Source organism: Priestia sp. D51 (assembly GCF_053345675.1).
The window spans coordinates 1-20,672 of the sequence record NZ_JBLTIR010000014.1 but is presented as its reverse complement, the minus strand read 5'-3'; the positions used below and the strand labels follow the sequence as shown (position 1 = coordinate 20,672).

25 protein-coding genes and 1 rRNA gene are annotated in these 20,672 nt (G+C 37.0%); 1 reads left to right on the top strand and 25 read right to left on the bottom strand.

All coding sequences use genetic code 11. The annotated features are described in order from the left end of the window. Window positions 1-82: 82 nt before the first annotated feature. From ACNHOZ_RS26770 to metG, 14 genes are all read right to left on the bottom strand, one after another. Entirely contained in the window at window positions 83-712 is a 630-nt protein-coding gene (locus ACNHOZ_RS26770; RefSeq protein ID WP_048021888.1) for a 50S ribosomal protein L25/general stress protein Ctc, read from the bottom strand. A gap of 186 nt (window positions 713-898) precedes the next feature. Continuing rightward, window positions 899-1,852 carry a ribose-phosphate diphosphokinase gene (locus ACNHOZ_RS26765; RefSeq protein WP_014462059.1) on the bottom strand — a complete coding sequence of 318 codons (954 nt, stop codon included), beginning with the start codon at window positions 1,850-1,852 and terminating at the stop codon, window positions 899-901. 18 nt (window positions 1,853-1,870) lie between these two features. Further along, on the bottom strand, window positions 1,871-3,250 hold the full coding sequence (gene glmU, locus ACNHOZ_RS26760; RefSeq protein ID WP_028412639.1) for a bifunctional UDP-N-acetylglucosamine diphosphorylase/glucosamine-1-phosphate N-acetyltransferase GlmU: 1,380 nt from the start codon (window positions 3,248-3,250) through the stop codon (window positions 1,871-1,873). Window positions 3,251-3,444: 194 nt separating this feature from the next. After that, window positions 3,445-3,735 carry a septation regulator SpoVG gene (spoVG, locus tag ACNHOZ_RS26755; protein ID WP_013054864.1) on the bottom strand — a complete coding sequence of 97 codons (291 nt, stop codon included), beginning with the start codon at window positions 3,733-3,735 and terminating at the stop codon, window positions 3,445-3,447. A 155-nt stretch (window positions 3,736-3,890) separates the two neighbouring features. After that, entirely contained in the window at window positions 3,891-4,268 is a 378-nt protein-coding gene (locus tag ACNHOZ_RS26750; protein ID WP_013054863.1) for a RidA family protein, read from the bottom strand. A gap of 21 nt (window positions 4,269-4,289) precedes the next feature. Continuing rightward, window positions 4,290-5,111 carry a pur operon repressor gene (gene purR / locus ACNHOZ_RS26745; RefSeq protein ID WP_013054862.1) on the bottom strand — a complete coding sequence of 274 codons (822 nt, stop codon included), beginning with the start codon at window positions 5,109-5,111 and terminating at the stop codon, window positions 4,290-4,292. A gap of 56 nt (window positions 5,112-5,167) precedes the next feature. Further along, window positions 5,168-6,037 carry a 4-(cytidine 5'-diphospho)-2-C-methyl-D-erythritol kinase gene (gene ispE / locus ACNHOZ_RS26740; RefSeq protein ID WP_013054861.1) on the bottom strand — a complete coding sequence of 290 codons (870 nt, stop codon included), beginning with the start codon at window positions 6,035-6,037 and terminating at the stop codon, window positions 5,168-5,170. Window positions 6,038-6,230: 193 nt separating this feature from the next. Further along, entirely contained in the window at window positions 6,231-6,401 is a 171-nt protein-coding gene (locus ACNHOZ_RS26735) for a small, acid-soluble spore protein, alpha/beta type (protein WP_016762700.1), read from the bottom strand. A 194-nt stretch (window positions 6,402-6,595) separates the two neighbouring features. Then, the gene (veg, locus tag ACNHOZ_RS26730) at window positions 6,596-6,829 is read right to left on the bottom strand and encodes a biofilm formation stimulator Veg (RefSeq protein ID WP_013054859.1); all 234 of its coding nucleotides are present in this window, start codon (window positions 6,827-6,829) and stop codon (window positions 6,596-6,598) included. 273 nt (window positions 6,830-7,102) lie between these two features. After that, on the bottom strand, window positions 7,103-7,975 hold the full coding sequence (yabG, locus tag ACNHOZ_RS26725; RefSeq protein WP_028412638.1) for a sporulation peptidase YabG: 873 nt from the start codon (window positions 7,973-7,975) through the stop codon (window positions 7,103-7,105). Window positions 7,976-8,052: 77 nt separating this feature from the next. After that, window positions 8,053-8,931, bottom strand: a complete 879-nt coding sequence (gene rsmA / locus ACNHOZ_RS26720; RefSeq protein WP_048021893.1) for a 16S rRNA (adenine(1518)-N(6)/adenine(1519)-N(6))-dimethyltransferase RsmA — start codon at window positions 8,929-8,931, stop codon at window positions 8,053-8,055. Then, a complete protein-coding gene (rnmV, locus tag ACNHOZ_RS26715; RefSeq protein WP_028412636.1) occupies window positions 8,925-9,488 on the bottom strand; it encodes a ribonuclease M5 in 564 nt (187 codons plus the stop codon). Before rnmV ends, rsmA begins: the two co-directional genes overlap by 7 nt. Window positions 9,489-9,711: 223 nt before the next feature. Then, window positions 9,712-10,482, bottom strand: coding sequence for a TatD family hydrolase (locus tag ACNHOZ_RS26710; RefSeq protein WP_028412635.1), 771 nt, complete (start codon window positions 10,480-10,482; stop codon window positions 9,712-9,714). Window positions 10,483-10,553: 71 nt separating this feature from the next. After that, entirely contained in the window at window positions 10,554-12,536 is a 1,983-nt protein-coding gene (gene metG, locus ACNHOZ_RS26705; protein ID WP_028412634.1) for a methionine--tRNA ligase, read from the bottom strand. A gap of 566 nt (window positions 12,537-13,102) precedes the next feature. On the opposite strand from metG, the gene ACNHOZ_RS26700 reads away from it, so the two are divergent. Next, on the top strand, window positions 13,103-13,393 hold the full coding sequence (locus tag ACNHOZ_RS26700) for an AbrB/MazE/SpoVT family DNA-binding domain-containing protein (RefSeq protein WP_170836841.1): 291 nt from the start codon (window positions 13,103-13,105) through the stop codon (window positions 13,391-13,393). Between the two features lie 32 nt (window positions 13,394-13,425). On the opposite strand, the gene rsmI is transcribed toward ACNHOZ_RS26700, so the two are convergent. The 11 genes from rsmI to rrf form a co-directional block, all read right to left on the bottom strand. Then, window positions 13,426-14,298 (bottom strand): 16S rRNA (cytidine(1402)-2'-O)-methyltransferase, encoded by an 873-nt coding sequence (gene rsmI / locus ACNHOZ_RS26695; RefSeq protein WP_016762698.1) that lies wholly within the window; start codon window positions 14,296-14,298, stop codon window positions 13,426-13,428. Further along, window positions 14,276-14,563, bottom strand: a complete 288-nt coding sequence (locus ACNHOZ_RS26690; RefSeq protein WP_013054850.1) for a GIY-YIG nuclease family protein — start codon at window positions 14,561-14,563, stop codon at window positions 14,276-14,278. The genes rsmI and ACNHOZ_RS26690 overlap by 23 nt, the downstream gene beginning before the upstream one ends. Then, window positions 14,550-15,296 (bottom strand): tRNA1(Val) (adenine(37)-N6)-methyltransferase, encoded by a 747-nt coding sequence (locus ACNHOZ_RS26685; RefSeq protein ID WP_028412633.1) that lies wholly within the window; start codon window positions 15,294-15,296, stop codon window positions 14,550-14,552. Before ACNHOZ_RS26685 ends, ACNHOZ_RS26690 begins: the two co-directional genes overlap by 14 nt. A gap of 78 nt (window positions 15,297-15,374) precedes the next feature. Further along, window positions 15,375-15,740 (bottom strand): DNA replication initiation control protein YabA, encoded by a 366-nt coding sequence (gene yabA / locus ACNHOZ_RS26680; protein ID WP_013054848.1) that lies wholly within the window; start codon window positions 15,738-15,740, stop codon window positions 15,375-15,377. Between the two features lie 14 nt (window positions 15,741-15,754). Further along, on the bottom strand, window positions 15,755-16,582 hold the full coding sequence (locus ACNHOZ_RS26675) for a PSP1 domain-containing protein (protein WP_013054847.1): 828 nt from the start codon (window positions 16,580-16,582) through the stop codon (window positions 15,755-15,757). A gap of 4 nt (window positions 16,583-16,586) precedes the next feature. After that, window positions 16,587-17,579 (bottom strand): DNA polymerase III subunit delta', encoded by a 993-nt coding sequence (gene holB, locus ACNHOZ_RS26670; protein ID WP_013054846.1) that lies wholly within the window; start codon window positions 17,577-17,579, stop codon window positions 16,587-16,589. Window positions 17,580-17,612: 33 nt separating this feature from the next. Further along, window positions 17,613-17,942, bottom strand: a complete 330-nt coding sequence (locus tag ACNHOZ_RS26665) for a cyclic-di-AMP receptor (RefSeq protein WP_013054845.1) — start codon at window positions 17,940-17,942, stop codon at window positions 17,613-17,615. A 63-nt stretch (window positions 17,943-18,005) separates the two neighbouring features. After that, window positions 18,006-18,632 (bottom strand): dTMP kinase, encoded by a 627-nt coding sequence (gene tmk, locus ACNHOZ_RS26660; RefSeq protein ID WP_028412632.1) that lies wholly within the window; start codon window positions 18,630-18,632, stop codon window positions 18,006-18,008. A gap of 16 nt (window positions 18,633-18,648) precedes the next feature. Beyond that, window positions 18,649-20,073 (bottom strand): aminotransferase class I/II-fold pyridoxal phosphate-dependent enzyme, encoded by a 1,425-nt coding sequence (locus ACNHOZ_RS26655; protein WP_048021896.1) that lies wholly within the window; start codon window positions 20,071-20,073, stop codon window positions 18,649-18,651. 153 nt (window positions 20,074-20,226) lie between these two features. Beyond that, complete coding sequence (locus tag ACNHOZ_RS26650; RefSeq protein ID WP_013081329.1) at window positions 20,227-20,409, bottom strand: sigma factor G inhibitor Gin; 183 nt, start codon at window positions 20,407-20,409, stop codon at window positions 20,227-20,229. A gap of 138 nt (window positions 20,410-20,547) precedes the next feature. Continuing rightward, window positions 20,548-20,663: ribosomal RNA gene (gene rrf, locus ACNHOZ_RS26645) — 5S ribosomal RNA — on the bottom strand. Between the last annotated feature and the right edge of the window lie 9 nt (window positions 20,664-20,672).

Sequence of the window (20,672 nt, the reverse complement as noted above, 5' to 3'; positions counted from 1 at the left end):
GTTTTACATTACTATATAGTATCACTTTTATTATAATCAATTCACACAAAAAGACGTAACCTTTTGGTTACGTCTTTTTATATTATTCTTCGCTATCTTTTTCTTTTGTTGCTTCAACGTCGCCTTCAGCATCCTGAACTTCGCCGCTATCCGGCTCTTCTTCCTGTTGAGGAGGTAGTACAGAAGCAACTGTATCTTCTGCATCATGCGTAATTTCTAGCTTTTTATCTACCTTAATATCCCCTACTGTAATTGTATCGTTGATTCCCAAATCTGATACATCTACATCAATAGATGATGGGATATCTTGCGGCAAGCCTTTTAATGAAATTTCATATAGAGACTGCTGTAATACGCCGCCTTCTTTTATTCCTTTTGCTTCTCCTACTAGAGATAAAGAAACTTCAGTATCAATTTCTTTCTTCATGTCGACCACTTGGAAATCGGCGTGGACAATTTCGTTTTTTAATGGATCGGTTTGAATATCATGTAACATTACGGAATATTTTTGCTTGTCCACTTGTAATGTTAACACTCCATTGCGTCCTGCTTCACGAATAGTCTTAATAAAATCAGCACTGTTTAAGTAAATAGGCGTGGATTCTGTTTTATTTCCGTAAACAACCGCTGGGAAGTTTCCTTCGTCGCGAATTTTTCTATTTGTAGAATTTTTGAAATCCGTTCTTTTATTTGCTTGAATTGAAATACTCATTTTATTCACCTTCCAGTATGTTTTCTACTTAAAATGTACCCTTTTTAGAAGGCTGCTAAACATAAAACTCGTTTCAATCAGCAATATATCTTTGCTCATCCCGTTCAAATCCCTTTAAAACCAAGGATTAGCCCATTTAATTTTTTTCAAAAAAACCTCTTTCCAAATGGAAAGAGGTTCTGTTTATCAATCAAATAACGTACTAACTGATTGCTCTTCGTGAACACGAATAATCGCTTCACCAATTAACGGAGCTACTGAAAGTTCTGTTACTTTACCAATTTTCTTATCTTCTGTTAAAGCAATAGAGTTTGTTACAGCTAGCTCTTTGATTGTAGAGTTTTGAATACGCTCAATCGCAGGGCCTGAAAGAACTGGGTGTGTACAACAAGCATATACTTCTTTTGCACCTGCTTCAATTAATGCACTTGCACCAATTGTAATTGTACCAGCTGTATCAATCATGTCATCAATCAAGATTGCTGTTTTCCCTTCCACTTGTCCAACAATGTTCATAACTTCTGCTACGTTTGGACGTGGGCGACGTTTGTCAATGATAGCGATCGGCGCTTTTAGACGTTCCGCTAAACGGCGAGCACGCGTTACGCCACCGTGGTCCGGAGATACAACAACAACGTCATCAAGGTTTTTACTCTTGAAGTATTCACCTAAAATTGGAACACCTACTAAATGGTCAATTGGAATATCGAAGAAACCTTGAATTTGAGGAGCATGTAAATCTAATGTGATAATACGAGTAGCTCCCGCTTTTTCAATGATATTTGCTGCTAATTTGGCAGTGATTGGTTCACGTGCACGAGCTTTACGATCCTGACGAGCATAGCCATAGTAAGGCATAACGATGTTAATTGTTTTAGCTGATGCACGTTTTAATGCATCAATCATAATTAATAATTCCATTAAGTGTTCGTTAACTGGAGCACTTGTTGATTGAATGATAAATACATCACAACCACGGATACTTTCTTCAATGTTAATTTGAATTTCACCGTCACTGAAACGATCAACCGAACATTTACCTAATTCCACACCAATTACTTTTGCGATCTCTTCAGCTAAAGCCTTGTTTGAATTTAGCGTAAATAACTTTAAATTTTCATCAGCATATACATTTGACATTTTATTGTGAAACCTCCGTCAGGATTTTTTATTAATATCAAGCTTTTCAGCATAGTTTTCTTTATTTACTTGTTTCGCACGAGCAATTGATAATGCTTTTCCTGGCACATTATCCGTTACGGTTGAACCAGCTGCAACATAGGCGCCTTCACCAATTGTTACAGGTGCAATTAAGTTTGAGTTACATCCTACGAATGCCCCATCTTCAATCTTTGTTAAAAATTTATTTTTCCCATCGTAGTTAACTGTAATAGATCCGCACCCTAAGTTTACACCTTTTCCGACCTCTGCGTCTCCAATATAACTTAAATGAGAAGCTTTGCTACCTTTGCCAAAAGATGCTTTTTTAATTTCTACAAAGTTTCCTACGCGCACTTCATCTCCAATTAATGATTGAGGACGAATATGTGCAAATGGGCCAATTGTGACTTCGTGACCAATTTCACTATCGTGAGCAACAGAATGGCGAATAGAAGTATTATTACCTATTTTGCAGTCTTTAATTTCACTGTTAGGTCCTACTTCACAGTTCTCTCCAATTACAACTGTTCCTTGAATAACCGTACCAGGATAAATAACCGTATCTCTGCCAATGACAGCATCTGCTGAAATGTACGTGTTAGAAGGATCCACAATCGTCACTCCATTTAACATATGCTGCTTGTTGATACGCTTTTTCATTGTTTCTTCTGCTTGAGACAGAGCAAATCGATCATTAACGCCCAATGTTTCAGCAAAATCGGATGTTTGATATGCAGAAATAATTTGACCTTCATTTTTTAGAATTTCGATAACATCAGGTAAATAGTACTCTCCCTGTACATTATCATTTGAAACTTTTGAAAGTGTCTCAAATAATTTCTCATTATCAAAACAGTACGTACCAGTATTAATTTCCTGTACAAGACGCTCTTGTTCTGTGGCATCTTTATGCTCAACAATCTTTTCAACAGAGCCTTGTTCATTTCGAATGATGCGTCCATATCCTGTTGGATCTTCTGCATGAGCCGTTAAAATAGTTGCCATTGCATTTGTTGCTTCATGATGCTTTAATAAAGATTCAATTGTTTCAGCTGTAATAAGCGGAGTATCTCCACATACAACAATTGTCGTACCTTTTTCATGTGCAAGTAAAGATTCTGCTTGCATTACTGCATGAGCTGTTCCTAACTGCTCTTCTTGTAAAGCAAATAAGCTTTTATCTCCAACATGTGATTTCACTTTTTCGGCACCGTGACCTACAACTGTAATTAAATTTGTTAAATCTAAGCGTGATAACTGATCAATTACGTGTTGCACCATCGGTTTGCCACACACAGGGTGTAACACTTTATATAAAGATGACTTCATACGTGTACCCTGACCAGCTGCCAATATGACTGCATATCTTTTTGACATAACAGGCCTCCAATTTTACCTTTTTATCCATTAAGAATATTATATCAAAAATGACAGCATTTCAAGGAATCATTTATAAGTCATGAATTTTATTTTTTGGTAATGCTAAAGTTTTACAAAGGTGTGAAATTGTATAAGCGGTAATCAAAAAGAAAAGAGCCTACTTTTCAGTAGACTCTTAATGTATCATATGTTTACGAAGCACCCGCTTCTTCGAATTCAACTTCTACCTCACCTAAACGATGATATTCTGCTAAAACAGCATCTTGAATCTTTCCGCGAGTATTTGAATTGATTGGATGTGCAATATCACGGAACTCACCATCCGGTGTACGTTTACTTGGCATGGCTACAAATAAGCCATTATTACCATCAATCACACGAATATCATGAACAACAAATTCACCATCTAATGTGATTGAAGCAATCGCTCTCATACGTCCTTCAGTGTTCACGCGGCGTAATCTTACGTCAGTTACTTCCATCTTGTTCACCACCTTTTTCTATGCGAAGCTTTACATACTTAATTCCACAGAATTTTGTGTTTTCCTGCTATTCAGAAAAAATTTTTAGAAAATTTTCGCAAAAAAAGTGAACAATTGGAAGTTACTTGCTTTTTGTTAGAAATTTGTTAATTTAATTACCCTTTAACAAGCGCAATAACTTCAATTTCAACAAGTACATCTTTAGGTAGTCTCGCTACTTCTACACATGAACGTGCCGGCTTATGGTCGCCGAAGTAGTCACCATAGACTTCATTTAATGCTGCGAAGTCGTTCATATCTTTAATGAACACGGTTGCCTTTACAACTGTATTTAGAGAAGCTCCTGCTTCTTCAAGAACTGCTTTTAGATTTTCAAATACTTGAGTAGCTTGTACTTGAACATCGCCTTCGACCAACGTACCATCTGGACGAAGTGGAATTTGACCTGAACTGTAAAACAAGTTATTCACAACAATTCCCTGTGAATATGGACCAATAGCTTGCGGTGCATTTTTTGTTTGAACCTGTAACATATGTTCCTCTCCCTTACTTGATCAAATATATTTTAAGTAATTGCCTTCCTGTACACGAATTTGTTTATCTTTAATATTTACATCTGTTAATTGTACAAGAGACACATACTCATCCACTAAACGTTCTTCAATATCTTCTGATTCTACTAAAACTCCAATACCAGCAACAGTTGCATCAAACTCTTCAAGCAAACTAACCATTCCATTTACCGTACCGCCGGCTTTCATGAAGTCATCAATGATGAGTACATTTGACCCCACCGCTAAACTTCTCTTAGCTAACAGCATCGTTTGAATGCGCTTAGATGAACCTGACACGTAGTTAATACTAACGGTCGATCCTTCAGTTACTTTACTGTCTCTGCGCACAATAACAACGGGCACGTCTAAATACTGAGCAACCGCATACGCAATAGGAATACCTTTTGTTGCTACAGTCATCACAACATCGATTTTGCGGTTAGCAAAAAGCGATGCATACAAGCGACCGATTTTATTCACAACGCGGGGGTTCCCTAAAATATCAGTTAAATATAAATATCCACCTGGCAATAAACGCTCAGGTTTTTCAATCAACCCACATAATTCTTGAACAAGCTGACCGGCTTCTTCATTCGTCATCTTTGGAATGAATTTAACTCCGCCGGCAGCCCCTGGTAGCGTAACCAAAGTTCCGATACCCTGCTGTTCAAAAGTTTGTTTAATAATCGCCATATCTTCGCTAATAGATGATTTTGCGGAATCATATTTATCTGCAAAATACGTAAGAGGGATAAGGCGCTGAGGGTTTTGAATGAAATAGTTGGTCATATCAATTAATCGTCCACTACGTCGAAACTTCATAACATCCTCCTGAAAATCCGAATATTGTAATGTAAATATAACATTAACATACGGATTTATTCAAGCGTTATTCGTTCACCTAGTAACCTAACTGCATAAACTTTATCACAAAAGCCACGTAATCCATTATAAATGCGATGCATACGTGAATCATGCTGTACAAGTCCAAATACAGTTGGCCCACTGCCACTCATGAGTACAGCATCGGCGCCAAAACGCTTTATTTGTTCTTTAATGAGAGCTACTTCCGGATGCATTTTCAGCGTTACTGCTTCCAATACATTTCCGACAAGGCTACACATTTGATCATAATTTCCTGATTGTATGGCGTGAACCATCTCATCTACTTTAGGATGATCCATTTCCTCAATTTTTAAGTTTCGATATACATCTGCTGTAGAAACACCTATTTCAGGCTTAGCCAAAATCACCCAGCAGCTTGGAGGTGCCTCAATATGCTCTACAATCTCTCCGCGCCCTGTAGCAAGAGCTGTCCCTCCGTACACGCAAAAAGATACGTCAGAGCCAATCTCAGCCCCTATTTCTGCAAGTGTGTCTAATGATAACCCTAATTCCCATAACGTATTTAAACCGCGTAATGTAGCAGCCGCGTCACTGCTGCCTCCAGCTAATCCAGCAGCTACTGGAATATGTTTATCAATTAATATATTTACACCTTTTGAAATGTTATAACGTCGCTTCAAAATCTGCGCTGCCTGATAAGCAAGATTTCGCTGGTCATCTGGAACAAAGCGATTATGAGAATAAATAACAATTCGTCCATCTTCACGATCAGAAAGTTCAATTCTGTCCGCTAAATCAATTGTTGTCATAATCATCTTAACTTCATGGTAACCATCTGGGCGTTTATGTAACACATCAAGTGACAAATTTATTTTAGCCGGTGCTTTCACCATTAATTTCAACTTGCTTCACCTACTTCATCTTATCGAGTTTAACGCTATTTTATCATAAAATGAACAAGATATAGCTGTTCATTTAAACATCTTTGTTTAATCCTCTATTTTATCTTTCATTTTGGGACAAAAAAACCGAAGCGGTTATACACTTCGGTTTTCCTCATTTCACTTTAAATAATCGCATAAGCATTGATTTTCACTATTGCCTTAGCTGCTGCTGTGCAAGCTCCACTGCTCGCTTCACCATATTGCCTGCGTCTTTTGCCCGAATAGCGCCCCAACCTTCTGCTTGTACAGTATCGTAAAAACCAAGTTCTTTAGCCAGTTCTTCTTTCAGCTTCGATGACATAATCCCTCTACGCCTTGACATTGTACATGGCTCCTTTACGTATAAAATGAAATTTCAACCTGAATCTCCTCGCTCTTTATACATGAAAATGCGAGGACGATATGTATAGTATGTATAAAAAATAATGTATATATAATTTGAAAAAAAGACCAATAAAAAAGCAGTAAACCAATGTCCACTGCTCATCACCACTTGCTATATTGCCTATGTCATTCTTAGAAAAATTTTAGTTGCACTGTTTCCGTTAACACATCTGCGTAACTATACGAAACGCGCTCCAAAGAGTTTTCCTCTTGATCTAATTCAACGATAAAAACAGATGGGTACGTTTCTGTTAATACACCTGAACGTTCTACTGTTTTTCTACGACCACCGTTTGCTTTTAAAGTTAATCGTTGGCCTAGGTGCAAATCCAGCGCTTGCTTAATATCAGACAAAGTTTTCGCCATATTGGTCCACCTCACTATGTATAGTGTAACACATGTTAGAAAAATAGTCAAAAACATAAAATTATAACAATCTATCTCTAATTGTGTCAATAAATAATTTTCAACATGAATCTACATTTCGCTGTTAGTATGCTCGTTTTTTAACGAAATATGTATATCTTTAGCAAATATTGAAAATGATTTTGTGAAATTCAGCGTATACTTTGGCTTCATACGAAAAAACAACTGGTTGCACATCATGCGTGTACATGCTGTAACCAGTTGTTTTTATTTCTACTCATCGCTTTCATAAGGCATGCCCGTGCGAAGCAGCCCTTTTGTTTCTACTCCTCCTAAACCTTTAGCACCCGTTAATGTATTACGTAAGACGTCCCATACATTAATACGATCCGTGAAAGGAGTAAAACTTAGTTTTGCTACTACATACACGGGGTCAAGCGCATGAATATTTACACGCGAAGGTGAACTAGCAAAGTTTGCTCCGGCTTGAATCAATAATTCAAAATGCGATTGACAGGCACCTGCAAAAATCACCAGCTGATCTAAATTACCAACTCTTTTTCTTGCTTCTTGGACTGTTCGAATATAGTGTTTGGAATGTCTATAAGCAAGAAGATCATCCTTATTTCCTTTTCCTTTGGAATAAGCATCATGCCCTGTCAGCACCAGAATATCAGGCCTTACATCCTCAATTAACTTTCCAACTTTCTCCGGCATCTCTGACTCTACGCAATGAACACCATAAACAGGAACACCAATTTTTTCGTAAACCAACAAACATTTACGTAAATAATTAGGGTCTCCGTCTACGTGCAGGACCTTTCCAGGAATTTGAAACAAGCGATGTGAATGGCTGTATCCATTAGTCATGCTATATTCAGTTTTCTCTCGAACGAGCCGATAATCCTGTTGAATAAGCTCCAAGGATCTTTCTAAAAGTTCTTCTTCTTGTTTTTTTCTTTGATCCTGTTCTTTAGCATCCACAACCTCTAAATCTGTACAAGGAGCGTCGGCAATCAACCGAACGTCTTCTCCTATTAAAGTCGCATATTTCCCCGCTTCGCTGTCATTAATAGCTATAACACGAAAAAGCAAATCTCTTTGATAAGAAGGTCGTGTAACTATATCACCAATTTTGATGTTCATATGCTTCACTCCGTCTTTGCTACTTCAAAAATAAATTCTCTTCATAGCCTATGACTTCATGATAAAAATGTGATGATTTAGCGAAATGATTTTAAAAGTTGGTCACTTAACGATCCGAATTCTTGAATAGATAACGTTTCGCCTCTTCGTTTCGGATCAATTTCAGCAGTTGCAAGTGCTTGCTCAATGTCCGCTTTTTTCTGTTTCCCATTTGGCAAGTTGTTCACTAGATTGTTTAAAATGGTTTTTCGGCGCTGTCCAAAACTTGCTCGTACAACTTGGAAGAAGAATGCTTCATCTTGTACTTCTACCGCTGGCTTCGGTCTTCTCAGCAGCCGAATAACAGCTGAATCTACATTAGGCTGCGGATTAAATACTGTTTTAGGCACAATCATAACCGTCTCAGCCTCTGTATAGTATTGAATCGCAATAGAAAGTGAACCGTACTCCTTTGTTCCCGGTTTAGCTGCTATACGGTCGGCAACTTCTTTTTGAAGCATAACAACGATTCCCCGTACCGGAATTTGCTCTTCTAATAATTTCATCAAAATGGGTGTCGTCACGTAATACGGTAAATTCGCAACGACCATTAAATCTTCTATGTTTTCGAATTCTTGTTCGAGCGTCTCTTTTAAATCTGCTTTTAACACATCTTGATGAATAACTTTTGCATTTGGGTAAGGAGAAAGAGTGTCGGCTAAAATCGGAAGCAGACGCTGGTCGATTTCAAATGCCAGTACTTTTTTTGCGCGCTTTGCTAGCTGTTCAGTTAACGCTCCGATACCGGGTCCAATTTCAATTGCTCCCGTTTCTTCTGTTATTTCTGCATGATCAACAATGCGATGTAAAATGTTCGTATCAATTAAAAAATTTTGTCCCAAACTCTTTTTAAATGTAAAACCGTATTTCTTTAAAATTTCCTTGGTTCGATTAGGCGTTGCAATATCTTTTAACACGATTCCTTTTCCTCCTTATTTATCTGCTCAACAGCTTTGATAAACTCCTCTTTTGAAATTTGGAACATCTGTAATCGTTTATGAAGCTGCTTTCCATTGGCATAGCCTATTTTTAATAACTTTCCTATTCTTTCACGTCGAGACTTGGCTTTACTATCTCCTACCAAACGAGCTACGATTAAATCCTCTTGGGAAATCTCCATATCTGCTTCTACCCACTCTTGCTTTACATCTTTTAGTGCTTTTTGAATAGACGCAATAGAAGCATGTTCAACTCCAATACCTTTGCCGTTTTTAGGGCGAGCCTCTTCTTTATCTAAAAATGCATGTTTACATCCTGGAACACGTTCTGAAACAATATTTCGAATTCGCTGTCCTGGATAATCTGGATCTGTAAAAATAATTACGCCTCTTGTTTTTTGAGCTAATTTTACTTTTTCAATGGTTTCTTCATTTACAGCTGATCCATTTGTCTCGATGGTATCCGCATCCACTGCACGTTTAATCGCTACGGTATCGTCCCGACCTTCTACTACAATAATTTCTTTAATCTTCATTTCTTCCTCCAAAACATTCAGTTTTGTTCATTTGCTTTTCAGTAAAAATGAAATGCTCGTTACTCACATCATTTTTCTTCTATGAAATCAACGTTTTATCTTATTATCAACTAAATTAAAAAGCATCTATCTGTTATTTTAACTGAAAAAGGCAGAGGATAACATTCTCCTCTGCGCCTATCTTTACTTTAACACGAAAATGATTGTTATATGAGAAAAAGTTTTAATCATTAATGCCAAATAGCTTTTTAGCGTTAGCTGTTGTAATATCAGCCAACTCTTCATACGTTATGCCTTTTAACTCTGCAATTTGCTCCGCTACGTATGACACATAACCAGGTTCATTGCGCTTGCCGCGGAATGGATGGGGAGTTAGATAAGGACAGTCTGTTTCAATTAATAGTTTATCTAAAGGAAGTTCTGCAGCAACTTCTTTTGGTTTTTTTGCATTTTTAAAAGTAACAGGTCCACCAAAAGAAATATACATATTCATATCCATACACTGCTTCGCTACTTCAATACTGCCCGTGAAGCAATGCATAATCCCGCCTACTTCTTCTACGTGCTCTTCTTTTAAAATGGTTACCACGTCTTCTGTTGCATCACGATTATGAATAATGATAGGTAAATTCACTTTGCGCGCTAAGCGAATTTGACGGCGAAATACGTCCTTTTGAACCTCTTTAGGTGATTTATCCCAATGATAGTCTAATCCCATCTCTCCTAAAGCCACAACTTTCGGATGCTGAGCTAACTCTTCAATCCAAGCTAAATGCTCATCCGTCATATCAATTGCATCTACTGGATGCCAGCCTACACTAGCATAGATAAAGTCGTACGTTTCAGCTATTTGAATAGCTTTTTTAATGGTAGGTTCATCAAATCCAACAACCACCATGTTTTGAACACCTTTTTCTAACGCGCGATTAATTACTTCTTGCAAATCGTCTTCATACTGTTCTGCGTTTAAATGAACATGTGTATCAAATAACATCTAATCGATCCTTTCCATGAATAAAAGGGGGTCCTCGCATGTTACACGTGAAACACCCCTTTTACCTATACTTATTTTATCTTCGTGCCGTTTGCTAAGTTTTGATCTACGCTTGCTAGTGAAAGACCATTCTCATCTTCACCAGCTAAAATCATTCCTTGTGATAGTTCGCCGCGCAATTTTACAGGTTTTAAGTTGGTTACACAAATTACTTTGCGACCTACTAATTCTTCAGGCTTATAAAACTTGGCAATACCTGATACAACTTGGCGTTTTTCATAGCCAAGATCAAGCTGCAGCTTTAATAGTTTATCTGCCTTCTTAACTGGTTCTACTTGCGTAACTTGCGCTACACGAAGCTCTACTTTCATGAAATCATCAATCGTAATCTCTTCAGAAGGCTCTTCCTTCACAACAGGTTTTTCTTCCTTCGGAGCACTTCCTTGCATCTGCTCTTTAATAAACGCTACCTCTTCTTCTCGATCTAGACGAGGGAACATTGGCTCACCTTTTTCTACTTTTGTGCCTTCTTTAAGCATATTAAAGCGCGTCGTGCTTTCCCACGTTTTTAACACATCTTCTTTTACACCGATCTGAGCAAAAATTTTCTCAGGTGTACGTGTTAAGAATGGCTGTAGTAATACCGCAATGTGACGAATTGATTCAGCTAGATGTGTCATAACGGAAGCAAGTTCTGCACGCTTATTCTCATCTTTTGCTAACGCCCAAGGCTGCGTTTCATCAATGTATTTATTCGTGCGGCTTACATATTGCCAGATAGAAGCAAGAGCCACTGAAAACTCCATATCCTCCATCGCTTCTTCATATTTATTCACTGTATCTTTTTGAGCTTGTACGATAAGTGCATCAAACTCGGTTACATTTCCTTCATAAGTCGGAATAACACCATCAAAATACTTATTAATCATCGCCACTGTACGGTTAACTAGGTTGCCAAGGTCATTTGCTAAGTCAAAGTTAATACGTTCAACAAACGCTTCTGGTGTGAATACACCGTCTGAACCGAATGGAACTTCACGAAGCAAGTAGTAACGAAGGGCATCTAACCCATAGCGGTCAATCAATGTCACTGGGTCCACTACATTCCCTTTTGACTTCGACATCTTTCCATCTTTCATTAATAACCAGCCGTGAGCAAATACTTTCTTAGGAAGTGGCAAATCAAGTGCCATCAACATGATTGGCCAATAAATGGTATGGAAACGTACGATTTCTTTTCCTACTAAATGTACGTTAGCCGGCCAGTATTTTCGATAGTTTTCATCATTCTCAGTATCATACCCAAGAGAGGTGATATAGTTAGAAAGCGCATCAATCCATACGTAAATAACGTGTTTTGGGTTACCTGGAACTTTTACCCCCCAATCAAACGTCGTACGAGAAACAGCTAAGTCTTCAAGACCCGGCTTAATAAAATTATTGATCATTTCGTTTTTACGAGACTCCGGTTGAATAAATGAAGGGTTCTCTTCATAAAAAGCTAGTAAACGATCTACGTATTTCCCCATTTTAAAGAAATAGGACTCTTCTCGAACGAGCTCTACAGGGTGTCCGCTATCCGGGCTTTTCCCACCTACAACTTTTCCATTTTCAACGATTGGATCTACTAGTTGATGCTCTGTATAGTACGTCTCATCGGGAACTGAATACCAACCTTCATACTCATCAAGATAAATATCACCTTGTTCTAAAAGGCGCGCGAAAATCTTTTCCACGATTTCTTTATGTCTTGGTTCTGTTGTACGGATAAAATCATCATACGAAATATCCATCTTATCCCACAGCTCTTTGATTCCAGAGACAATATCATCTACGTATTGCTGAGGTGTCACGTTTTTCTCTTCTGCTTTTCGCTGAATTTTTTGACCATGTTCATCCGTACCTGTTAAATAACGTACGTCAAACCCTCTCAAACGTTTATAACGAGCCATTGCATCTCCCGCTACCGTCGTGTATGCGTGCCCTATATGTAATTTACCACTCGGATAATAAATCGGCGTAGTAATGTAAAATGTATTATTTCCATCTGCCATGTTCATAACCTCCAACATTCCATTTCAACATTTTGATTTATATGGATGTAATCATATAAACCCTGTCTTCTTATTCTACTATCTATCATACTATTTTACATGATAATTTCAAAACATTCTCTTCCTATATACACGGGAATATGACGGATTCACTTCATTTTTAAATAATCGTTATTTTCCCAAAAAATAATCCTGTTAATTGTATCAGCTTCGCCCTATTTTTATAAAAAATATACCCTCATTCAAAAAGTCACTTTGATAAAAACGACAAATAGGTCTAATTTTGTCGTTTTATGTCGAATTATATTTACCCTATCTTCAAAATAGTTAATATCAAGCTATTTAGGCGATTAATCTTTTTTCCAATGAAACCCCTTGTCATTCCTTGACTGACGGTCACAATTAGCTTCTAAACGAGTCGGGGAAAAAATTTTTTCCCAGCTACATTTTTTTACATATAAAATGATTGACTAGTTTTGGAAACGCTGGTATTATGAAAGTACGTTGAAATTGTCGAATAATGACGAAAGTAATAACATAGAAAAATGATCATTGAGAGGAGAACGATTAACATGAAATCTACAGGTATTGTTCGTAAAGTTGATGAATTAGGACGCGTAGTAATTCCAATTGAATTACGTCGTACATTAGGAATTGCAGAGAAAGATGCTCTAGAAATCTATGTAGATGAAGAGCGCATCATCTTAAAAAAATATAAACCAAACATGACTTGCCAAGTAACAGGTGAAGTATCTGATGATAACATTCAACTTGCTAGCGGCAAATTAATTCTAAGCCGTGAAGGTGCAGAACAAATCATGAAAGAACTTCAAGATTCTTTACAAGCTTCTAAATAAAACGAAAAGCTGTCTATGATAGACAGCTTTTTTTAATGTACGTGATATTCACTATAAATGTCTCGTTTTGATACATCTCGGTCTTTTGCCACTTGCTTAATCGCTTCTTTGTTTGAAAGTCCTTCTTCTACATAGTGATCAACGTGCTCGATAATGGTGAGCTGTTCCCACCATAGATTACTTTCATCTGGCGCTTCTTCATTTGTCCCTTCAAGAATTAAGCAGAATTCCCCTCTAATATCTGTGGCATTTGTCCATTCAATTGCTTCTAATACGCTTCCTCTTAAAAATTCTTCATAGCGTTTGGTTAACTCTCTACATAACACAATAGATCGGTTCCCTAAAATTTCTTCTATACTCTTTAGCGTTTCTTTTAACCGATGAGGGGCTTCATAAAATATCATGCTTTCTTTAATATACTGAAGCTCTTGAAGCTGTTCTTTACGCTGTTTTTTATTTCTGTTTAAAAATCCATAGAAATAAAACTGCCCTGTAGGTAGACCAGAAGCAATTAAAGCCGTTAATGCTGCGTTAGGCCCCGGCAGCGGAACAACCGTATATCCTTCTTTAACGGCAGCTACCACTAACTCATAACCAGGGTCTGAAATACAGGGCATACCCGCGTCGCTTACTAAAGCAATATTTTTTTCACTGTCCAAGTCGCTTAACAGCTGTTCACTTTTTGTATGTTTATTATGTTCATGATAACTTGTAATAGGCGTATCGATCTCAAAGTGGTTACATAGTTTTTTCGTTTGTCTCGTATCTTCTGCGGCAATATAATCAACTTCTTTTAAAATTCGAATCGCACGAAATGTCATATCCTCTAAGTTTCCAATAGGCGTGGGAACTAAATATAAAACGCCTCGTTCATTCGATACATCATAACTTTTTTGTGATTTCATTCTGCTTTTCTTGCTCCCTTCGAATGTAAGCCTGTTTTTGCACTCTGCTTAACTGTTTGAACCAATACTCTTTTTGCATAGCTTCTGTTTTAGAAGTAAACACCTCATGCCAAATTAATGAAACAGGCCTTCTTGCTCTCGTATATTTTGCCCCTTTCCCTTCATTATGGACAGAAATACGTTTTTGCAAATTATTCGTGTAACCAGCGTAATACGTACAGTCCTTGCATTCAACTACATAAAAATAATGATTATTCTGTTCCATATAAAATCCTTTTTAATTCGTCCGTGTATTCATCATTATCTTGGTAGACCACCAGTGGAGGAAGAATCTTTAAATCTGGACTTCCATCCTTCGTACCTTCAATTAAAAGCGTATTTGCTTCTTTCCCATCTTTAGGATAGACAAACTGAAGTCTCTTTGGCTCTAAACGGTATTGCCTCATTAACGTAACGATATCTAATAGTCTCCCTGGACGGTGAACCAATGCTACTTTTCCGCCTTGCTTAACTAGTTGACTACTGGCTCTAATCACATCTTCCAACGAACAATGAATTTCGTGGCGAGCGATTGCAAAGTGTTCGTTTTCATTTATTTCTTCTTTATTGGATGTGGTGAAATAAGGAGGATTACATGTTACAACATCATATTTTCCATAACCCAGTTCTTGAGGTGCATTTTTTAAATCACCATGTATCATTTTAATCTGCCCATCCAGCTGATTATACGCAATACTTCTTTGTGCCATACTGTGTAGCCGCTCTTGAATTTCTACACCAATGATTTTTCCCTTTGTTCGTTTAGATAAAAACAGTGGGATTACACCGTTTCCTGAACATAAATCAACCAAGTTGCCTTTACGAATTGGGACATAAGCAAAGTGAGATAAAAGCACAGCATCCAATGAAAAGGAAAAGACAGATGGACTTTGAATAATACGCATTTCCTCATCGGCTAATAGATAATCTAAACGTTCATCTCCATATAACTCAACCATAATCGTTCTTCTCCTTGTACATCTATTATTTACATCTTTTACTCATAAAAAGAACCTCTCCAAAAGGGAGAGGTGTTGTTACTTTTTATTTAAAAATGACAAGCAAAACAAACAGTCTCCATCTTTACGCACACTTCCATAATGAATGTTACAAATATGAAAACCCTCTTGGTAAAGGCGAGCCAAATTGTCATATCCTTCTCCGATATCAATTTGTTTTTGCTCTTTTGTTTGAGCGCTTGCTTTTGAATGTCTATTTTTCAGCTTCGTTTCGAAGTTTGTCTGGTCAAGGCGACGGCGCAAATGATCATTTTCTATTTGCAGATGATGATTTTCTTCAATTAGCTCAGCAAGATGCTCTTTTAACTCACCTAACTGCTTATATAAATGACCAATTTGTTCCTCCATGTTTGTCACCGAATCAAAAATCTCTTTTTTATCCACCTTTGCCCACCTCGTTAATCTGTGGCTTGAAACGAAACAGCACCTTCATTATTGATCTCATCCAGAGTATACTCTAAAATTTGTTCGTGATCTGACAGTTCCACTTGAATAATTCTTTCCAAAATATTCAAACCTACTACACGTCCTGAACCATCTGAAGTTTTAATTGTTGAGCCTATATCAGGAAGCTGTTCTTTTGCCGTTTCATACTCATCATTTTCATATTTTAAACAACACATCAAACGTCCGCATAAACCAGAAATTTTCGTTGGATTAAGCGATAGGTTTTGGTCTTTGGCCATCTTAATAGAAACCGGCTCAAAATCACCTAAAAACGTTGAGCAACATAGCATACGTCCACAAGGACCTATCCCACCCAACAGTTTTGCCTCGTCTCGTACACCAATTTGACGAAGCTCAATTCGCGTACGGAAAATAGCAGCTAAATCTTTAACTAGCTCTCTAAAATCAATACGGCCGTCTGCTGTAAAATAAAAAATGACTTTATTACGATCAAACGTATATTCTACATCTACTAACTTCATATCTAAATCGTGTGATTGAATTTTTTGCACGCATACGTCATACGCTTCTCTAGCAGCTTGTTTATTTTCATCCACAATCAGCCTGTCTTTTTGTTCAGCAATGCGGATTACTTTTTTCAAAGGAAGCACGACATCATGTTCACTTACTTGCTTTTTGTTAATAACCACTCTGCCAAATTCAACACCACGAACTGTTTCTACAATAACAAACTCACCATCTGGAATTGTAAGTTCTCCAGGGTCAAAATAATATATTTTCCCCGCTTTTTTAAAGCGAACGCCTACTACATCATACAAGCTTTTATCCCTCCTGCAAATCCAACACCAGCTGTTCCATTAATAACTGTAGATTCATATTTGAATTTAATTTATTTTTGGCCTTCAAGATAACCTCTAAGCGATAAATCGCTTTTTCCTGCGTTGTCTGAAGAGCTTGCTGTTTTAATTCTTCTATTTTATGACGATAGACGATTTTAGACTCTTGTCCAACTTGCAGCGTCAACAAATCACGGTAAAGAAGCATCAATAAAGTTAAACCAATATGAGCTTGTTCTTTTTCTTTAAAATGTGTTACCCACTTTTCATGAATAAAAAGAAGAGCTTGTTGAGGTCTCGTTGTTAACACTTCATATAATTGTATCACTAACTTTATTGCAAGTCCAAACCATTCATCTTTACTTAATTCAATTGCTTCATCAATGCTGTTTGTTAAATTAGACAAGATGGACGCATCTACTGCGGAAAGGCCATTTTCTACTAGTTTTTCAGCTAACTGTTCTGGTGTAAGAGATCGAAATGATATTACTTGGCAACGTGAGATAATCGTATCTAATAAGCGCTGTATATTTTCTGTTAATAAAATTGCATAAGTTCCGTTGCCAGGCTCTTCTAAAAATTTCAGTAAACTATTTGCTGCGCTTACTGTCATTTTATCAACATGATTCACAATATATAACTTTTTATTAGATTCAACACCGGTTTTTGTGAATTCTGATTGCAAGAATTGAATTTGCTCTTTTTTAATCGATAAACCAGCTGGCTCAATCAAGTGAATATCTGGATGATTACCTGAATCAATTCGCCGGCAGTTACTGCACTCATGGCATGGCCTATGATTAACTGGATTTTGGCAAAACAGTGCTTTAGCAAACAAAAAACTAATTTGTTTTTTACCTGTTCCTTTGCTTCCTTCAAATAAATAAGCATGAGCAACTCGCTCTTTAAGTAAGCTGTTTTGCAAAATCTTTAATACGTTCGGCTGAAGAGCTTCAAGCTGTTCCCATGTATTTCCCATTCAATCATCACTTTCTATTTAAAATCTTCTCTCTTAAAATTGATGAAATTGATCTACTGGTAGTACGAATACTGTAGCTCCGCCCACTTCAACTTCAACAGGATACGGAATGTATGAATCTGCATTACCACCCATCGGTGCCACAGGAGAAATCATCTGTCTGCGGTTTTCACATTGGCCCTTAATAATATCAAGTACTTCATCTACTTTATGATCATCTGTACCAATCATAATTGTTGTATTCCCTGATTTTAAAAATCCACCCGTACTTGATAATTTGGTTGAACGAAATCCTCTTTCTACAAGTGCATTTAAAAGCTTTGAGCTATCTGAATCTTGAATAACGGCCATTACTAATTTCATGAATAACACCTCATTTTACTTTATTGTTAAGAATAGTATAGCAAGAATAACAATCATCTGTATTTATTTTAAAATCAATTGTATCTGTTTATAAGCTTCTTCACAGACCTTTTCAATGGATTGATTTGCATCAATTCGGCGAATACGCTCTGGAAATTGACTCAAAAGAGATAGATATCCATCTCGTACTTTGTAATGAAAGTCTAAGGATTCTAAATCTAATCGATTAATCTCATCTTTTCGACCTTTATTAATTCTTTCTAATCCTACCTCAGGCTCAATATCAAAATATAAAGTGGCCTGTGGCATCGTTTGCTCAATAGCAAATTGATTGATAGCAAAAATATCTTCTACACCTATCCCCCGCGCATTTCCTTGATAAGCAAGTGAGCTATCAATAAAACGGTCACATAATACTATATTCCCTTTATTTAGCTCAGGAATCACTTTTTCTACAAGATGTTGTCTCCTAGCCGCAGCGTAAAGAAGTGCTTCTGTTCTGGCATCCATTTCCGTGTTAGATGGATTTAAGATGATTTCACGAATTTGTTCAGCAATTCGTATGCCTCCAGGCTCTCTTGTTAATACAATGTTATAGCCATCTTGTATTAATTTTTGTTGAACCATATGGATGATGGTCGTCTTACCAGCACCCTCTGGCCCTTCGAATGTAATAAACGTTCCTGACATGTATAAATTCCTTTCTCTATTTAAATACTTCTATCTTTCCTTCTTCCATACAAGAGCCGCCTTGAATATGACCATTTAACCTTTGAATATGCAAAATATAGTCAATATGATTGCTCGTAATCGTTTCTCCCTCCATTAAAATAGGAATTCCAGGAGGATATGGAATAATAGATTGTGCGCTTACACACCCAATCGCTTCTTCAAACGAACACATATGCTTTGTCCTTAATTTTCTTTCTTCCATAGACAGGAGAACCGTTGCCCTTGAAAAACGAAATGGTTTGATTAGTGGTTTTTCATACGACTTACGCTGTATATTTGCTACTGCTTGTCTAACCCGCTTAATTGTATCATTAAAGTCCCAACTGCTGCTTAACGGTAGAACAAACAATACATAGTTAACGTCAGCTAGTTCTGTATAAATATCTTGTTTTTCCAGTTCCTTTTGCAAATCATATCCTGTTGCCGCCGAACAAGTCAATGTCATTTTCAAAAGGTCGGTAGCAGTTTGATCTGTTTCCACATTAATAGTTGAAAGTGTATCAATCTTATTAATCTTTTCAACAAACGAATGAATATTGTCAGTCATTCTATCGATATCATGCTGTGTAAACTGCTGCAGATAATACCGTGCCAAATCGAGAGAAGCCATAATAGGGTATGAAGGACTGCTTGACTGAAGTACTTGTAGGTAATGGCGCACCACTTGCTTATTCACTAATGTTCCCTGCATATGTAAATAAGAACCCATTGTCATAGCTGGTAGCGTTTTATGTGCTGACTGAACGACAAGGTCAGCTCCATACGTAACAGCTGACGACGGAAAAGGATTGCCTAAAATAAAATGGGCTCCATGAGCTTCATCAATAACTATAGGAATATTGTAGCTATGAATAAAGTCAATGGTCTCCTTTAAATCTCGTGCTACCCCGTAGTAAGTAGGATTTGTTAATACAAATGCTTTTATATCCTCAGAACGCTCTAAAGCCGCTTTAATTGTTTTAATGGATACACCTGTACTAAGATGTGTTTTTGAATCTATTTCAGGAGCTAAAAAAATAGGTGATGCCTTTGATAAAGTAATAGCATTAAAAATAGATTTATGAGAATCTCTTTGAACAGCAATTTTATCTCCTTCTTGACAAAGAGATAAAATTGCTGAGAGGTTGCCTACAGTAGAACCATTAACTAAAAAAAAGCTTTCATCTACTCCATACAACTTTGCCGTTAACTCTTGTGCTTCTTTAATAACAGATTCTGCTTCATGTAAATCATCTAATCCGCTAATTTCCGTTAGATCGTATTGCAAAAAATCTGCGTAAGAAGACTGAATATGTGAAGGTAGAATTTGACCATTTTTATGGCCGGGCACGTGGTAAGAGAGTGACCTCTTTTCGCTATGCCTTACTAAACGGTTATATAAAGGTAAATATGTATCCATACATCCATTCCTTACTTTTTGTAAATATAACATTGTTAACTTGATAAAAGAATATGTAAGCATTTTTCCTATCAAAATTCATTTTTCTTTCATTATAACAAACTTAAATGATTTTTTTGAGCCATATAAAGAAGCCCTTATAAAAAAGGGCTTTTAGTAAGAAAACGCTCCTGATATTCTCTTTAATTGATTTACTAACAATTGATAACGAAAATGAGATGAATCCACCTCTACAATCTCTACCTCGCAGTGTTGGCATATAAAGCTGGAAAACACTTCAATACCCTTTGTATGCTGTTCATGACAAACGGAACATGTTTTAATTTGTTTTTCCATTACTCTCCACCTCCACTAAATAAGTATCGACAAGATGTAACTTCTTTATGCAGTTCATTTACCCCATTTTATGTAGATAGCTTATACTTTGTGAATAATAAAAAAAGACTAGCTAAAATAGCTAGTCTTTTTTCAAGTGCCTGGCAACGTCCTACTCTCACAGGGACAAAGTCCCAACTACCATTGGCGCTAAAGAGCTTAACTTCCGTGTTCGGTATGGGAACGGGTGTGACCTCTTCGCTATCGCCACCAGACAAGAGATT

Excerpts from the sequence above, each read along its gene's own strand:
- ACNHOZ_RS26770 (WP_048021888.1), bottom strand. The coding sequence starts at position 712 with ATGAGTATTTCAATTCAAGCAAATAAAAGAACGGATTTCAAAAATTCT.
- ACNHOZ_RS26685 (WP_028412633.1), bottom strand. The coding sequence starts at position 15,296 with ATGGTTGAGTTATATGGAGATGAACGTTTAGATTATCTATTAGCCGAT.
- ACNHOZ_RS26650 (WP_013081329.1), bottom strand. The coding sequence starts at position 20,409 with ATGGAAAAACAAATTAAAACATGTTCCGTTTGTCATGAACAGCATACA.
- ACNHOZ_RS26750 (WP_013054863.1), bottom strand. The coding sequence starts at position 4,268 with ATGTTACAGGTTCAAACAAAAAATGCACCGCAAGCTATTGGTCCATAT.
- tmk (WP_028412632.1), bottom strand. The coding sequence starts at position 18,632 with ATGTCAGGAACGTTTATTACATTCGAAGGGCCAGAGGGTGCTGGTAAG.
- ACNHOZ_RS26665 (WP_013054845.1), bottom strand. The coding sequence starts at position 17,942 with ATGAAATTAGTAATGGCCGTTATTCAAGATTCAGATAGCTCAAAGCTT.
- ACNHOZ_RS26690 (WP_013054850.1), bottom strand. The coding sequence starts at position 14,563 with ATGGAACAGAATAATCATTATTTTTATGTAGTTGAATGCAAGGACTGT.
- ACNHOZ_RS26735 (WP_016762700.1), bottom strand. The coding sequence starts at position 6,401 with ATGTCAAGGCGTAGAGGGATTATGTCATCGAAGCTGAAAGAAGAACTG.
- ACNHOZ_RS26765 (WP_014462059.1), bottom strand. The coding sequence starts at position 1,852 with ATGTCAAATGTATATGCTGATGAAAATTTAAAGTTATTTACGCTAAAT.
- holB (WP_013054846.1), bottom strand. The coding sequence starts at position 17,579 with ATGGGAAATACATGGGAACAGCTTGAAGCTCTTCAGCCGAACGTATTA.
- metG (WP_028412634.1), bottom strand. The coding sequence starts at position 12,536 with ATGGCAGATGGAAATAATACATTTTACATTACTACGCCGATTTATTAT.
- ACNHOZ_RS26710 (WP_028412635.1), bottom strand. The coding sequence starts at position 10,482 with ATGTTATTTGATACACATGTTCATTTAAACGCAGAACAGTATGAAGAC.
- veg (WP_013054859.1), bottom strand. The coding sequence starts at position 6,829 with ATGGCGAAAACTTTGTCTGATATTAAGCAAGCGCTGGATTTGCACCTA.
- spoVG (WP_013054864.1), bottom strand. The coding sequence starts at position 3,735 with ATGGAAGTAACTGACGTAAGATTACGCCGCGTGAACACTGAAGGACGT.
- rnmV (WP_028412636.1), bottom strand. The coding sequence starts at position 9,488 with ATGAAGATTAAAGAAATTATTGTAGTAGAAGGTCGGGACGATACCGTA.
- rsmI (WP_016762698.1), bottom strand. The coding sequence starts at position 14,298 with ATGAAATCACAAAAAAGTTATGATGTATCGAATGAACGAGGCGTTTTA.
- purR (WP_013054862.1), bottom strand. The coding sequence starts at position 5,111 with ATGAAGTTTCGACGTAGTGGACGATTAATTGATATGACCAACTATTTC.
- yabG (WP_028412638.1), bottom strand. The coding sequence starts at position 7,975 with ATGAACATCAAAATTGGTGATATAGTTACACGACCTTCTTATCAAAGA.
- ACNHOZ_RS26655 (WP_048021896.1), bottom strand. The coding sequence starts at position 20,073 with ATGGATACATATTTACCTTTATATAACCGTTTAGTAAGGCATAGCGAA.
- glmU (WP_028412639.1), bottom strand. The coding sequence starts at position 3,250 with ATGTCAAAAAGATATGCAGTCATATTGGCAGCTGGTCAGGGTACACGT.